This window comes from Exiguobacterium sp. KJ 601 (assembly GCF_027161185.1).
GTDB lineage: Bacteria > Bacillota > Bacilli > Exiguobacteriales > Exiguobacteriaceae > Exiguobacterium > Exiguobacterium profundum.
The window spans coordinates 1,656,982-1,672,549 of record NZ_JADHZG010000001.1; the positions used below are offsets into that span (position 1 = coordinate 1,656,982).

Genomic DNA, 15,568 nt, shown 5'->3' on the forward strand with positions numbered 1-15,568 from the left:
AACGGATTTCGATTAGAAGCAGGTGGTATTACATGCATAAAAAACTCGCGTTTTTCTCAGGGTTTGTCACCCTCGGGATGATGCTTGTCCTCATCATGGGTGGAACCGTGACGAAGACGGATTCAGGAGATGGTTGTGGGACGGACTGGCCACTCTGTCATGGAAAATTAATCCCAACCAATCCCAGTGTTGAAACGATGATTGAATACAGTCACCGGGTAGTCTCCGGTATTGAAGGTCTTCTCATCATTGCGCTCGCCATTTGGACGTTCATCGCGGTCAAACATCGGGTCGATGTGAAAATCTTTGCGTTTCTCGCATTTATCTTTATGCTCATCCAATCAATCATTGGAGCGGGCGCGGTCATTTGGCAACAGTCGGATGCCATCCTGGCCCTTCATTTTGGAATTTCTCTCGTGTCGTTCGCATCGTTACTCATTTTGACGATTCTGTTATTCGAAGGTGACCAGGAACATCAAGTCGTATCGAGACGATTAAGATCTCATCTTTACGGTCTTTCAATTTATACGATGATCGTCGTGTACACAGGAGCCTACGTCCGTCACCTCGGTGCTACATACGCATGTGTCGGTTGGCCGATTTGTGAGCAGAACGTCTGGACGTTCGAGTCGTATGTGCAGATGGGACATCGCATCATGGCGGGTATTCTCGTTTTGTACACGTTGTATGTACTCTATCTTGCCCGAAAAGAAATGAACCGATTGATTGAGCGCGGTATGTGGGCGTCTCTTTTCTTCATCCTACTTCAAGTCGGTACAGGTGCTTGGATCGTTCTTGGAGGACACGCGACTTACGTTCCGCTCCTTCACGCATTCTTGATCACGTGCTACTTCGGTATCCTGTCATACCTCTCTTATCACGCGTATCGGTCGACAGCGCGACAAGACGGGGCACAATTGAAAAACATGAACGGATAACCAAACTAAAAAGCGCCGCGGCGCTTTTTAGTTTACAATGCTTTAAATCGTTCGAGGGCACGCTCTCTCGCTTCTTTATGATCGACGATTGGCATGGCATAGTTGTCTCGCTCTGACGGGTCCGGAAAGTGAATCGATTTATCTGTTATATGTTTCAGCTCCGGCACATACTTCCGGATGAACGTCCCATCAGGGTCAAATCGCTCGGATTGCGTCGTCGGATTGAAAATACGGAAATACGGAACAGCGTCCGTCCCGACTGAGGCCGCCCATTGCCATCCCCCGATATTCGACGCTGCCTCATAATCGATCAGCTTTTGCTCGAAATACCGTTCCCCTTTTCGCCAATCGAGAAGGAGATGTTTCGATAGGAAAGATGCGACAATCATGCGTAGGCGGTTGTGCATCCACCCGGTCTCGTTCAACTGACGCATCGCCGCGTCGACGATTGGATACCCCGTTTCCCCGTTACACCACTTTTCGAACTGCTTTTCATTGTCCTCCCATTCAAGTGACTTGTATTTATCATTGAACGGTTGATCTTTCAATCCGTGGAACTTTGACATGACCATGTAATAAAATTCACGCCATAACAGCTCATCGTAATACGTGTCACGCCCCTTTGATCGTCTCGCCGACAACACTTGTTCGGTGATGGTGCGAATCGACAACACACCTGTCCGTAAATAAGGAGATAGTCGACTCGTCCCGGCGATGCTCGGAATGTCACGCTTCTCGTCATAATCGACCATGCGATCATTGACGAAGTGGGTCAATCGTTTCTTCGCTTCCGTTTCCCCTAGCCCTTTCCATTCACGATTACATCGTTTGAATAGATCTTTCAGTTCACTCGGTTGTTCATTCTTTGAACGGATGTACTGAGATAAACGATCGACATCAACCTCATACGGTGCGGGCGGCTGTTCGGCATACGCCGCTTTTTTGAACGGGGTGAAAACTTTATAGGGATCGCCACTTTTTGTACGGAACGCATCGGGATGAAACAGGTGACGATCCAGAAGTCGCACAACTTTTACTTCTTCACCAAGTGCTTCAATCACACGGTCATCCCGCTGTTTGAACGGTTCCACGTACTCCGCATTAAAATAGAGCACATCCATCTCCCCGAGCTGTTTCACGAACGCATCCTCCGTCTCTGCGACAAGGACGCGAAGCCCTAACCCTTTCGCATCTAAATCATACATGAACGTTCGCATCGTCGAGAAGAAATAGTCATGCCGTACCTCGAACGGGTCACAGTATTTCGGATTCAACCAAAAGACGAAATCTAGGTCATCGCCTTCCTCCATATCTTTCAATACACGGTGTAACATATGATTATCGGTCAGTCTAAAATCCGAACGAAACCAACATACTCGTCTCATGATCTCCACTCCCATCTACAAAAAAGAAGCATAGCGCGCTATGCTTCTTTTGATTATACAAATTCAATCAACAAGTCGTCACTTTGTATTGTGTCGCCTTCTTTAATATGAATGGCCTTAATCTCACCATCTTGTGCCGCTTGAATCGTCGTTTCCATCTTCATCGCTTCTGTGACGAGCAACTGCTCCCCACGATGAACTCGACTTCCTGGTTCGACCAATACTTTCAAGACAGACCCCGGCATCGATGCACCGACTTGTTTGGCGTTCGAACGATCGACTTTCGGACGGCTTGTCGTTGCCGATTTGACATTGACATCTTTAATCTCGATTTCACGTGGTACCCCGTTCATCTCATACGAGACGAGACGGATGCCATCTTCATTCGCTGCACTCACTTGTACAAGCTTGATGATTAACGTTTTTCCAGTCTCGATTTCAACTTGGATTGTCTCACCGACGTTTAATCCGTAAAAGAATGTCAACGTGTCGAGCACTGAGACGTCCCCGTATGTCGTTGTATGTTTGATATAGTCTTCGTACACTTTCGGATAAAGCGCATGAGCAAGAAGTTCAAAGTCCGTCACCGGTCGCTCGAATTTTTCGAATAGTTCTTGGCGTGCCGATTCGAAGTCATACGGTTTGATCAATTTACCAGGACGAACGTTTAATGGCTCTTCCCCTTTCAAGATGACTTGTTGCACATCTTTCGGGAATCCACCTGGAGGCGTTCCTAATTCACCACGCATCATTTCGACGACCGAGTCTGGGAAGTCCAACTGATGTCCTCGTGTCATCACATCTTCTTCCGTCAAGTTATGCTGGACCATGAAGAGCGCCATATCACCGACAACTTTAGATGACGGCGTCACCTTGACAATGTCCCCGAACAACATGTTGACTCGGGCATACATCGCCTTGACTTCTGCCCAGCGGTCTCCAAGTCCGACCGCTTTCGCCTGCTGTTGGAGGTTTGAATATTGCCCACCTGGCATCTCGTGTTCGTACACGGATGGATTCGATGCACGCATATCACTTTCAAACGGTTCATAGTTGTGACGCACGTCTTGCCAGTAGTCACTGATGATTTCATATTGTTTCGGGTCGACTTTCGGCTGACGTTCGTGGTGGTTGAGCGCATAAACCAAACTTCCACCTGAAGGCTGTGATGTCATCCCTGACATCGAACTCGCGGCAACGTCAACGATATCGACACCGGCATCTGTCGCGCGAGCATATGTGAAGATCCCGTTACCGGAAGCATCGTGTGTATGCAAGTGGATTGGTAAGTCTACGGCGTCCTTTAATGCCGATACGAGTGCATAGGCTGATTCCGGCTTCAATAGACCTGCCATATCCTTGATTGCCAAGATATGCGCACCACTCGCCTCAAGTTTCTTCGCGAGGTCGATATAATACGGAAGATGGTACTTCGGACGGTTACCATCATACAAGTCTCCCGTATAACAGATGGCTGCCTCTGCAACTTTCCCAGTTGGAAGCGTCGCATCGATTGCCAATTGAATCGACTCAAGGTTATTGAGACTATCAAAGATTCGGAACACGTCGACTCCGGCATATGCCGCTTCGTGTACGAATTTCTCGATGACGTTGTCTGCATAGTTTTTATATCCGACCGCATTCGCACCGCGTAGCAACATTTGAATTAGGACGTTCGGCATCTTCTCACGAAGCTTCATGAGACGTACCCATGGGTCTTCGGATAAGAATCGGTAGGCCACGTCGAACGTCGCTCCGCCCCATGCCTCGACCGAGAACAATTCTGGCATGAGTTTGCTTGTCGGTTCGGCGATATTTAGAATATCCTGTGTGCGCATGCGCGTCGCGAGCAACGATTGATGCGCATCTCGCATCGTCGTATCCGTCAACAACAGTTCCGGTTGACGTTTGATCCAGTCGGCGAGGCCGTCCGGTCCAAGCTCTGTAAGAATTTGTTTCGTCCCTGGCTTCGCTTCTGCCGGGAGGTCGTGCGGGATTCGCACCGAACGGCTGATCGGCTTGTCTTTCAGACCAACACCTGGGAATCCATTCACTGTCACATCCCCGATATAGTTCAACAGTTTCGTCCCGCGGTCTTTTCGTTTCGGGAAGACGAACAGTTCTGGCGTCTCATCGATGAATGACGTGTTGTAATCTCCACTGATAAAGTTCGGGTGCTTCATGACGTTAATCAAGAACGGAATGTTCGTCTTGATTCCACGAATCCGGAACTCGTTCAAGTTTCGAACCATCTTCGAGGCCGCTTGTTCGAATGTCATGCCATGTGTGGACAATTTCACGAGAAGTGAATCGTAGTACGGTGAAATCTCTGCACCGACATACGCATTCCCACCGTCAAGACGAACACCAAAGCCACCCGGAGAACGGTAAGCCATAATTTTTCCAGTGTCCGGCATGAAGTTATTGCCTGGGTCTTCAGACGTAACACGTGATTGGATTGCATAACCGAGAAGTTTAATCTCTTCCTGTTTCGGCATTTGAATCATATCGCCGTGGAGCGACTCACCTTGCGCGATCATCAATTGCGTTTGAACGATGTCAAAGCCCGTCACCATCTCTGTGATCGTATGTTCCACTTGAATGCGCGGGTTGACTTCGATGAAGTAGAACGACTCATCCTCTGTCACCAAGAACTCGACTGTACCGGCGTTGACGTATCCGACGTGACGCATGAGTTGGACCGCCGCATCACAAATCGCTTGGCGCGATGCATCAGACAATGTCACACACGGCGCCACTTCGACAACTTTTTGGTGACGGCGCTGAACCGAACAGTCACGCTCGAATAAGTGAACGATGTGACCGTGCTCATCCCCAAGAATTTGCACCTCGATGTGTTTCGGACGTTCGACGAGTTTTTCTATGTACACTTCGTCAGAACCGAACGCCTGCTTTGCTTCTGACTTTGCACGTTCAATCAAATCTTTCATTTCCGCTTCTGTTCGAATGACACGCATTCCGCGTCCTCCGCCACCCATCGAAGCTTTGACCATGAGCGGGAATCCGTTCTCGTTCGCAAATGCTTCAGCATCTTCATATGATGTGAGCGGTCCATCCGAACCCGGGATGACAGGAAGACCCGCAGCAATCGCACTCTGACGTGCTCGTACTTTATCCCCGAACGCATGTAAATGTGACTCATGCGGTCCGACAAAGATGATGCCCTCTTCACGGCAACGTCGTGCGAGTTCAATGTTCTCTGAAAGGAAACCATACCCTGGGTGAATCGCATCACTGTCTGACTCCTTAGCGATTCGAATCACGTCTTCGATATCGAGGTACGCATCGATCGGTTTTTTGTCTACACCGATCAAGTAGGCTTCATCAGCTTTAAAGCGATGTAAGGAGCCGCTATCTTCTTGCGAATAGACAGCTACCGTTCGAATGCCTAACTCTGTCGCCGCGCGAAATACGCGAATGGCAATTTCCCCACGGTTTGCAACAAGTAACTTTTTAATTGGTTTCAAATGAAATCCCCCCGTTAATGAAGTTTGTTCGTTTCCTTACCTGACAACGTGAAGCGATGAGCGTTGAACGTTTTCTTCTGACTTCACCCGAATTTCTTCTCGTCGTGTCGCCTCTCGATGACGGTTACGCATCGAGATACTACTGAGCACCCCGAGAACACCCATCATCATGATGAGCGATGTTCCTCCATAACTGACCAGTGGCAAGGTTACGCCTGTCCCTGGGAACCAACCGGACATCGCACCGATGTTGATGGCCGTCTGGATAATGATTTGTGATGCAATCCCAAACGATACGAACATCGCAAAGTGACTATCCGCATGATTGGCGATATGGATCGCGCGAAAGGCGATGAAGAAGAGTAGGACTAAAACCGTCAATACACCGAGGAATCCTAACTCCTCCGCAATGATCGACATGATATAGTCGGTTTCTGGTTCTGGCAAATATCCATACTTTTGAAAACTGTTCCCAAGTCCGACTCCAGTCAATCCACCATGTACAATTGAGATAATCGACATGAGCAATTGATGTCCATATCCTTCCGGGTCCATGAACGGGTTGAACACGACTTCAATCCGACTTCGTTGATTCTCCGAAAAGATGGTCGTGAACAATACGAATACAGTACCAACCCCAGCTAAAATTCCTGGAATCAAAATTCGAAGCGGCGCCCCGACACCGAACCACATGAGCAACATGATGGAACCGAGGACGAATAGCCCCCCCATATCCGGCTGTCCATTGATTGCGATCGCATAAAACGAAAAGTAAAAGAGGACAGGCACTAAAAAGAAGGCGCCGATTTGTGCACGCAACTTTTTTTTCGTGATAGCGGCCCGCGCCAGTCGACCAGGGAGTCCTTTCAACTCATCATTCCATAGTTCATGGTAGTAGTTCGCAAGCAGTATGATGAGAACGAACTTCGCAATCTCGACCGGTTGCATGGTCATTCCTCCGATGATGAGCCAAGCTCTCGCCCCATTCAATGGAGGCATCGCCCACGTGACAAACAGCAAGATGACAGAGAGCGCATAAAGACCGAGGCGAATGCCTTTTTTCCGAAACATCTCATATCGGAACAATGTCGCAATCAAATAGACAAAGATTCCAATGCCAACGTAGACGAGCTGGCGATAGAATAAACTACTATTCGCGTAATCCCCACGATTCCAAACACTCGCACTATAAATCATGATGGAGCTTAGCCCGACGAGTAAGAGCACTGACAAAAACAACGCAAAATCAAAATACCGAAACCGTGTTTTCATGTATTCACTTCCTTATGTAAAACAATCCGACAACCCTTATAAAAAAATACTCAAACAGCGCCACTTGCACAGTTTGAGTATAAGGTTCATAATTCTGAAGCTTCTGCCAAAGCAGACAACTTCTGTTCCAATGAATCGAGCAGTCCTTTACCTTCAATGTCTGAAATGAGTCCAAGACGAACCGCAAAATCAATTTGGCGCGATAGTCCAAACATATGTGTATCAAGCACCTCTTCATAAAGCGGGCACTTCGGCATTTTTAGGTTTTCTAACTGCACTTCAATCAGACAACGGATTTTTTCAGCATCCGCCTCGAGTAATTGAAGCGCTTGCTCCCGTTGGATTGCAGCCAAATTTGTCGCCACTACGACCCCTCCTCCGTACGATGACAGACTGTTTGTCATAACTCAACTGTACATTATCTTTCATCATAATTCAATGTACAGTATGAATGAACGCGACATTCTCCCTCTTTTCCATTTTACGAGAAAGAGCGCTATAATGAAACGTGTAATGTGTATGAAGGGGGATATAAGCATGATTTTTCCACTTGATGGAGCGGTTCGCCACAGTCTGACGATTGACCCGACCGTATGGATTTTTGACGAACGAAAACGGAAGATTGAAGATTTGGACTCGGTGACGGAGAATGACCGTGAGGCATACTATGCGAAAATGGGGAAAGCATGGGATGACGGATTGTCACAAGGAACTCGAATCGACCACAATAAACCGATGTCACGACAAGACAAAGATGCAGCATTACGCGACTCGTTCGCCATGCCGCTCGCGCCATTTTTAAACAATGCCGAACCGATTGAACTTGCGACGCATGTCCGTTTTTACGGGGAAACAGTATTGACTCTATCGCTCAGCGAGGCAGCACAAGTATATTTACAATTTTCAAAAGACGGAAAAGTACTTACCGACGGACCTGTCTATGTATTATATGAGGATCAGGTCATTCGCCAAGTCAATCATATCACCATATTAAGCAATTAATGAGAAGGTTCACACCTTCTCTTTTTTTGGACTTTTTAGTTCATAAAGTGTAGTATATAGAGTGTTGATTACCAATTAAATAAGAAAGGTCGTGACGCTTACGATACCTCTATGGAAACGAAACTTAATGGTTGTTTGGATCGGTAGCTTCTTGACCGCTGCGTCGATGAGTCTCGTCCTACCATTCCTCCCATTGTTCATCGAACAACTCGGGGTAAAGGATCCGGACCACGTCGTCACTTGGTCTGCGATCGCCTTCGGCGCGACGTTCCTCGTAGCTGCCATCGTTTCTCCGATGTGGGGGCGCTTGGCTGACCGAAAAGGAAGGAAACTGATGCTCATCCGAGCCAGTCTCGGGATGGCCATCGTCATGTTTCTTATCAGCTTCGTCCAAGACGTGTATCAACTCGTCGGATTGCGTTTACTCATGGGTGCCGTGTCCGGATTTATCTCAGCCGGCATCACGTTAGTCGCATCCCAAACCCCAAAAGAGAAAAGTGGCTGGGCGCTCGGTACCCTGTCAACCGGTGGAATCACTGGTGGTCTACTCGGTCCCCTCATTGGTGGATTGCTTGCAGACTGGATTGGGCTTCGATCCGTTTTTCTCTTTACGGGAAGTGCACTCTTCCTGACTTTCCTCATCACGCTTTGGTTCGTAAAAGAAGATTTTGTCCCAGTGAAACGTGAAGAACTCGCGTCGATGAAATCGATTTTCGCCTCACTGCGACATCCTCAGTTGATTGTCGGGCTGTTTGTGACAACATTCCTCATTCAGTTCTCGACACAATCCATTGGACCGCTCTTGACATTATACGTACGTGAATTGAATCCGAGCACAACCGCTCTCGCCTTCATGGCAGGGATTGTCGCCTCCGCTCCGGGACTGGCCGCTCTCTTTTCGGCGCAGCGTCTCGGACGGTTATCAGACCGATATGGGGCAGAACGCATCTTGTTTTGGGCACTGCTCCTCTATAGCCTATTCTTGATTCCGCAAGCATTCGTTACCTCAACGACTCAACTCATTTTGTTGCGTTTCGGAATCGGATTCGCAACGGCTGCCTTAATGCCGTCCGTACAATCGCTACTGCGCCAACATACGCCGGTCTCTGCGACCGGCCGGATCTTTTCGTACAATCAGTCCGCTCAGTTCATGGGGAATCTACTCGGACCGTTATTTGGATCCCAAATCGTGGCACACTTCGGATTTTCTGCCCTGTTCATCCTCACAGGATTGATTATGATCTCAAATGCCTTCTTAGAACGGACGAACGTTCAGTCACTACAACTCGATACAAAATAACGCCGAGTGCGAAACTCGGCGTTATTTGTGTATATCGCTTATAGTAAATCAGCCGCCAATCGTGCAAGGGATGAACGTTCCCCTTTCACGAGTTGAACGTGCCCGAAGACGTTTTGTCCTTTGAAGCGTTCCACCGCGTACGTCAATCCGTTCGAATACTCATCTAAATACGGATGATCGATTTGATACGGGTCGCCGACGAGTACGATTTTCGAGTTTTCACCGACTCGGGTGAGAATGGTTTTAATTTCGTGCTTCGTTAAGTTCTGTGCCTCATCGATGATGATGAACTGGTCCGGCATACTTCTACCTCGAATATAGGTGAGCGCCTCGAGCTGAATCGATTTCATACCGGCTAGAATATTCCCGAGCTCGTCTTTTGAATTCGCATTAAATAAAAATTCCAAGTTATCATAAATCGGTTGCATCCAAGGACGAAGCTTCTCTTCCATTTCCCCTGGCAAGTAACCAATATCGTTCCCCATCGGCACGACCGGGCGAGCGACGACTAGCTTATTGTAACGCTGTTCATCCTCGACAAGCGATAGCCCTGCTGCTAGAGCAAGGAGCGTCTTCCCGGTACCAGCTTTCCCAAGTAAGGTGACAAACGGAATGTCATCCCGAAGCAGCAGGTCGAGTGCCATCCGCTGTTGAACGTTTCGCGGATGAATTCCCCAAATATGATCTGCATCGAGTGCCAGTGGTCGTAAAATCGGTTGAAGCGAATCGACCACAGCAAGCGCACTCGCTTTCGACACATTACTTTTCAAGACGACGAACGAGTTCGGATATAGCACTTGTTTCGTCAAGGCCGTCGTCGGCAATTGACGGACTTTATAAAATTCATCGATGAGCGACTGATCGACTTCAATCTCTCGATAGCCGGCGTATAAGTCCGTCGTGTCAACGATATGATCTGTCAAGTAGTCTTCTGCGTCAATTCCAATGGCGTCCGCTTTGACACGGACCAATATATCTTTTGAGACGACGACGACCTTTCGACCCGCGTCATGCTCGTATTGTTTCATTAATCCTAACGCTACCATTAAGATGCGATTATCATTCGTCATGACATCGAACGGGATATCGACCTGGTGTTCATGACCGATTTCGACAAACAGACGTCCTCCGTTTTCAAGCGGGACCCCGTCATGCAGTTTCCCCGATGACCGGAGCTGGTCGAGGACACGCGACGTTTCACGGGCGTTCCGCCCGACCTCATCCATGTTACGTTTCTTCCCATCTAACTCTTCTAGGACGATGGCTGGAATCACCACGTCGTGTTCTTCAAATTGAAATAAGGATAGCGGATCATGTAGGAGTACGTTCGTATCAAGTACATACGTTTTTTTCATAGACTTTGCCGCCCCTCGAATATAGGATGGTATTCAAGAATGAAGACTTTCTTTCACTTCACGGTCAAGCTTTTCCGCCGCACGAATATCGTATGTTTTCGTGATTTCGGGCTGTGCGTAAGCTGCTCCATAAAACGAGATGTTCCTCACTTCTTCGACATGTCCTTCAAAAAAACGAAGATGAAGGCTTGGTTTGACCGCCGGGTCGAACTCTCGAATTGATGAGAGTAAAACATGATAGGACTGACCATCTTCGATAAAGATGAGGCCAGCCGTCTTTTCAGTCGTCAAGATGGTCACGATATGGGAATTTCTCGTTAATGCGAACCGGACCGTGACAGCATCTAACGCTTGCACCCAACTGATGGCATGGCTGATCGGCCAACGCTTTGCCTCGTCAAAACCAACGAGAAATGTTAACGGCATGTCATTCAACAAGCGCTCTTGCGCAGCTGTCAGTTCAAACGTTGCCTTGCTCGCCATTCAACTCCCCTCCTTTTCACCGGGTATGGTTGTACCATTCTCCCTTACCGGTTCAATTCCCTGCTTTTAACGGTTGAAATCATGCTATACTCATCGTATAGAGGAAGGTGAAAAGATGCGTGTAAAATGTTCTCTTTGCGATAAAGTCGAGACGATCGACTCATGGTCGTTTGAAGCAAAACGCTTGCGTAACAAACCGGCGAAAACGTATATGTGTCAAGAGTGTCAGGAGCGAATCAGCGAACGAACGGCTGAACGCGCCGCATCTGGACAGTTCAAGTTATATCCTACATTTCGACAAAAACGAAACTGGTAATGCAAACGGGCGCCTCCGAAGAGACGCCCGTATTTTTTATGATTCTACCGCATCTTGACGACGATTCCACCAGAGGCGGCCACGATAGATGGCCAACACGATAGCCATGACGGCAAGCACTTCCGGGATTGGCCATGTGAAAAAGACGAGTGCCATCGTACCTGCTCCAAGTGAAAGGAGAATATAGACGATGAGCGACTTCCACCATGCCAATTGTTTCGCAAAACCAAGTTTAAAGACAAGGATTGTCAGTAAGATGACCGTGACAACGAGTGCATTGAACCCAACGGAAAAGTCGTTCGGGTCACTGCCGACACCTAGCATCGAAGCGATCCACGGAACGTCAATTTGTGTGATATCGATTGTTTGAGAAGCTTTCAAGACAAAGAGTCCCCCTTTATTTCATACACATCCATTCTACACTATTCCATGCAAAAGGGAACGCCGAAGCGTCCCCTTTCTTCTAACTTATTCTTTACCAAGTTTACGACGCTTGTCTGCTTTCTCGCGTTCGTTCTTGTTCAAGATTTTCTTACGGAGACGGATCGACTCCGGTGTAATTTCACAGTACTCGTCATCGTTCAAGAACGTGAGTGACTCTTCAAGTGAGAAGACGCGCGGACGTTTCAAGACTTGTGTCGAGTCTTTTGCAGAAGCACGCATGTTCGTCAATTGTTTCCCTTTAACAGCGTTAATGGCAAGGTCAACGTCACGGTTACATTCCCCGATGATCATTCCTTCATACACATCTGTACCTGGCTCGATAAAGATTGTCCCACGGTCTTCAAGGGCACCGATTGAGTAGGCCGTCGACTTCCCGTTTTCGATACAAACCATAACACCGCTACGACGACCACCGATATCAGCAGCGATATATGGACGGTACTCTTCGAACGTATGGTTCAAGATTCCGTATCCACGTGTCGCTGACAAGAATTCGTTACGGTAACCGATAAGACCACGTGATGGCACGAGGAATTCCATACGTGTCTGACCGTTGTCATTCGTGTTCATGTTCGCAAGCTCACCTTTACGGAGACCGATCGATTCCATGACTGAACCTGTGTACTCTTCAGGTACGTCGATGATGACACGCTCGAACGGCTCAACTTTTGTGCCGCTTTCGTCTTCGCGGATGATAACTTGTGGTTTCGATACTTGGAGCTCGTAACCTTCACGACGCATGTTTTCAATCAAGATCCCGAGGTGAAGCTCACCGCGTCCTGATACGATCCATTGGTCTGGTGAATCTGTGTTTTCGACACGGAGTGAAACGTCCGTCTCGAGTTGTTTCATCAAACGCTCTTCGATTTTACGTGCCGTCACGAAATCGCCTTCACGTCCTGCGAATGGAGAGTTATTTGTCATGAAACGCATTTGAAGCGTTGGCTCATCGATGCGAAGGAGCGGAAGTGGCTCTTCTTTACCGACTGGCGTTACCGTTTCACCGACGTTGATATCTTCCATCCCGGCGATAGCGATCAAGTCACCTGCTTTTGCTTCTTCGATTTCGACGCGCTTGAGGCCGAAGTAACCGAACAATTTCGTGACACGAAGTTGCTTCACCGTACCGTCTGTCTTACAAAGCGATACTTGCTCACCGACTTTGATTTTCCCACGGAAGACGCGACCTACGCCGATACGGCCGAGGTAGTTGTCATAGTCGAGCATCGTCACTTGGAATTGAAGTGGCTCGTCTGAGTTGTCCACTGGAGCCGGCGTGTTTTCGAGAATCGTGTCGAGCACGTGAGTGATTGTATCTTCTTGTTTTTCTGGGTCAGGATCGAACGAACTTGAACCGCTGACTGCTGATGTATAGACGACAGGGAATTCAAGTTGATCTTCATCTGCGCCAAGGTCGATCAAGAGATCAACAACTTCATCGACAACGTCGAGTGGACGAACCATCGGCTTATCGATTTTGTTGACGACGACAATCGGACGAAGTCCTTGGTCGAGTGCTTTTTTCAATACGAAACGAGTTTGTGGCATACAGCCTTCACGCGCATCGACAACAAGAATAACGCCGTCTACCATACGCATGATTCGCTCAACTTCTCCACCGAAGTCTGCGTGACCTGGTGTATCTACGATGTTGATGCGTGTCTCTTTATAATCGATTGCTGTGTTTTTTGCGAGAATGGTAATTCCGCGCTCACGCTCGATATCGTTCGAGTCCATCGCGCGTTCTGCGACTGCCTCGTTCGTCCGGAAAGTACCAGACTGTTTCAATAATTCATCGACTAACGTTGTTTTACCGTGGTCAACGTGCGCGATGATGGCTACGTTACGAAGGTTTGTTCTTACGTTCATGTAGTTATTCCTCTCTTATTTAAAAAATTTCAACTTTTCTTCAACTTTAAGAGTATAGCACACGTCACAGTACCTTTGTCGAGTGGAATCGACTGTGAACGTTTTCATCTCGTGTTTTTTATCATACAATAGGGAAGAGAAGAGAAAATAAGGAGGAACCTCCATGCAGCTAATGTTTGTATTGATCGCAACGGCCGTTGTCGCAGGATTCGTCGGCATTGGAATCGGGGTGGCCGAGGGGAGCGCCGCCATTATCTTGGGCAGCCTCGTGTTAAGTGGCGTAGCGACATACTTTGGTATTCAATTGCGTCGCCGCATTCTTTCAGACCATCAATCATAAAAAAAGGGTTACTCCGGTATCATGTCGGAGTAACCCTTTTACTTGCGTTTATAGTGGACGTGTCAAGCAGATGCGGTCGCGTAAAATGAGTCCATCTTCTTCGATGTCATCGTACCCGTGATTACGAAAATAATCGCGTTCCACCGAATCGAATCGGAATCCAGCTTGTTGGTAAAAGCGCAGTTGCATGATGCTTGAATTCCCTGTACAGACGAGCAGTTCTTTTCCACCAATCAACGTGGCCCGCTTCACTGCGTCTTGTAACATGCGTTGACCGATTGTTTGGTTTTGACGTTCCGGCTTCACTGCGATATTGACGAGTTCAACCCGCTCGTCTCCGTGTGAGACGAGCATATATGCACCGACAATCTCACCACCGAGTAACGCTTTGTACGTACGCCCTTCCTCGAATTGTTCCCGGACCATCGTTTCATTCGGATTCGCCAAGACGAGTAGATCGCGGATTTCTTCATACGAATCATGTTCCACGATGTGTAAGTCCGGTTTTGCTTCAGCCGTGACCCCTTTTGCGATGACGTAATGTTTGATGACGTCATTTACAAATGAGTCACTCCCTGCCAGGACAGATGTTTTTCCGTCATAGCGAATCGGCTCACCATATAAGGAAACGACACGTCCCCCTACTTCTTCTACGAGTAACTTTCCAGCAGCATAATCCCATGGCATATTGCGCATTGTGATGTAGCCGTCCACGCGACCGGCGGCAAGCCAGGCTAATTCAAGCGATGCAGCACCATGGGCTCGCGTCCCAATCGAGTCTCGTACAATCGGAGCGAGTATTTCCGGGGCAATCTGGTGGTTCGGCGTGACCCACGTCGCATTCATACTTAAAAATGCGTCTCGGACATGATGTTCATGAAGAGTCGTCAATGTCCGACCATTCAACGTCGCTCCGTATCCTTTCCGTGCCATGAACATCTCATCCGCCATGACGTCATAGACGAATCCATATTCCACGACTCCATCTATCATGATCGCGATAGAGATGGCAAACATACGTTTTTGATGAATAAAATTTAACGTCCCATCAATCGGGTCGACAAACCAGACGGTACCAGTCAATTGTTCTGGCTGATTTGTCGTCCCTTCTTCCCCCATAATCTGATGTTCCGGAAATGTTTGTTGGATTCGACGAACAATCAATTGTTCCACCGCTCGGTCGATTTCAGTGACCAAGTCCCCTTTTCCCGTCTTTCGTTCCACTTCATAACTTTGATCAATCTCGCGACGAATCAGTTCTCCCGCTTGTTTGATTAAGTCGACTGCAAACCATTCTATCATCTGTGATCACCTCAACTGTATTGTACCAAACAAAAACCAGTATCCGCTCGGAATACTGGTTGAATGTGTGTGTA

14 protein-coding genes are annotated in these 15,568 nt (G+C 48.0%); 5 read left to right on the plus strand and 9 right to left on the minus strand.

Annotation, left to right across the window (positions count from 1 at the left end; translation table 11 throughout):
* Positions 1-32 precede the first annotated feature (32 nt).
* Entirely contained in the window at positions 33-938 is a 906-nt protein-coding gene (locus IRJ25_RS08530; RefSeq protein ID WP_269318098.1) for a COX15/CtaA family protein, read from the plus strand.
* A gap of 32 nt (positions 939-970) precedes the next feature.
* On the opposite strand, the gene IRJ25_RS08535 is transcribed toward IRJ25_RS08530, so the two are convergent.
* The 4 genes from IRJ25_RS08535 to IRJ25_RS08550 form a co-directional block, all read right to left on the minus strand.
* Entirely contained in the window at positions 971-2,323 is a 1,353-nt protein-coding gene (locus IRJ25_RS08535; RefSeq protein ID WP_269318099.1) for a cryptochrome/photolyase family protein, read from the minus strand.
* 53 nt (positions 2,324-2,376) lie between these two features.
* Positions 2,377-5,811 carry a pyruvate carboxylase gene (locus IRJ25_RS08540; protein WP_264092372.1) on the minus strand — a complete coding sequence of 1,145 codons (3,435 nt, stop codon included), beginning with the start codon at positions 5,809-5,811 and terminating at the stop codon, positions 2,377-2,379.
* Between the two features lie 36 nt (positions 5,812-5,847).
* The gene (locus tag IRJ25_RS08545; RefSeq protein ID WP_269318100.1) at positions 5,848-7,083 is read right to left on the minus strand and encodes an FtsW/RodA/SpoVE family cell cycle protein; all 1,236 of its coding nucleotides are present in this window, start codon (positions 7,081-7,083) and stop codon (positions 5,848-5,850) included.
* An 86-nt stretch (positions 7,084-7,169) separates the two neighbouring features.
* Positions 7,170-7,448, minus strand: coding sequence for a YlaN family protein (locus tag IRJ25_RS08550; protein ID WP_015881276.1), 279 nt, complete (start codon positions 7,446-7,448; stop codon positions 7,170-7,172).
* Between the two features lie 172 nt (positions 7,449-7,620).
* Here IRJ25_RS08550 and IRJ25_RS08555 point away from each other — a divergent pair, with 172 nt between their 5' ends.
* Together IRJ25_RS08555 and IRJ25_RS08560 are read left to right on the plus strand one after the other, a co-directional pair.
* Positions 7,621-8,085: a hypothetical protein gene (locus IRJ25_RS08555; protein ID WP_159562039.1), complete on the plus strand. Its 465-nt coding sequence runs from the start codon at positions 7,621-7,623 to the stop codon at positions 8,083-8,085.
* Between the two features lie 127 nt (positions 8,086-8,212).
* The gene (locus IRJ25_RS08560; protein ID WP_230872793.1) at positions 8,213-9,385 is read left to right on the plus strand and encodes a multidrug efflux MFS transporter; all 1,173 of its coding nucleotides are present in this window, start codon (positions 8,213-8,215) and stop codon (positions 9,383-9,385) included.
* 38 nt (positions 9,386-9,423) lie between these two features.
* Here the strand turns inward: IRJ25_RS08560 and IRJ25_RS08565 are convergent, their stop codons facing one another.
* Both IRJ25_RS08565 and IRJ25_RS08570 read right to left on the minus strand, forming a co-directional pair.
* Positions 9,424-10,740 carry a PhoH family protein gene (locus IRJ25_RS08565; protein WP_031421530.1) on the minus strand — a complete coding sequence of 439 codons (1,317 nt, stop codon included), beginning with the start codon at positions 10,738-10,740 and terminating at the stop codon, positions 9,424-9,426.
* Positions 10,741-10,773: 33 nt separating this feature from the next.
* Positions 10,774-11,223 (minus strand): hypothetical protein, encoded by a 450-nt coding sequence (locus IRJ25_RS08570; protein ID WP_074037365.1) that lies wholly within the window; start codon positions 11,221-11,223, stop codon positions 10,774-10,776.
* 115 nt (positions 11,224-11,338) lie between these two features.
* Here IRJ25_RS08570 and IRJ25_RS08575 point away from each other — a divergent pair, with 115 nt between their 5' ends.
* On the plus strand, positions 11,339-11,539 hold the full coding sequence (locus IRJ25_RS08575; protein ID WP_015881271.1) for a YlaI family protein: 201 nt from the start codon (positions 11,339-11,341) through the stop codon (positions 11,537-11,539).
* Between the two features lie 36 nt (positions 11,540-11,575).
* Here IRJ25_RS08575 and IRJ25_RS08580 read toward each other — a convergent pair whose 3' ends face one another.
* Both IRJ25_RS08580 and typA read right to left on the minus strand, forming a co-directional pair.
* On the minus strand, positions 11,576-11,920 hold the full coding sequence (locus tag IRJ25_RS08580) for a YlaH-like family protein (RefSeq protein WP_015881270.1): 345 nt from the start codon (positions 11,918-11,920) through the stop codon (positions 11,576-11,578).
* Positions 11,921-12,007: 87 nt separating this feature from the next.
* Positions 12,008-13,852 (minus strand): translational GTPase TypA, encoded by a 1,845-nt coding sequence (gene typA, locus IRJ25_RS08585; RefSeq protein ID WP_015881269.1) that lies wholly within the window; start codon positions 13,850-13,852, stop codon positions 12,008-12,010.
* Between the two features lie 163 nt (positions 13,853-14,015).
* Between typA and IRJ25_RS08590 the strand changes: the two genes are divergently transcribed.
* Positions 14,016-14,192, plus strand: coding sequence for a DUF5325 family protein (locus IRJ25_RS08590; protein ID WP_159562038.1), 177 nt, complete (start codon positions 14,016-14,018; stop codon positions 14,190-14,192).
* 48 nt (positions 14,193-14,240) lie between these two features.
* Here the strand turns inward: IRJ25_RS08590 and IRJ25_RS08595 are convergent, their stop codons facing one another.
* Positions 14,241-15,494 (minus strand): inositol monophosphatase family protein, encoded by a 1,254-nt coding sequence (locus tag IRJ25_RS08595; RefSeq protein ID WP_159562037.1) that lies wholly within the window; start codon positions 15,492-15,494, stop codon positions 14,241-14,243.
* Positions 15,495-15,568 lie beyond the last annotated feature (74 nt).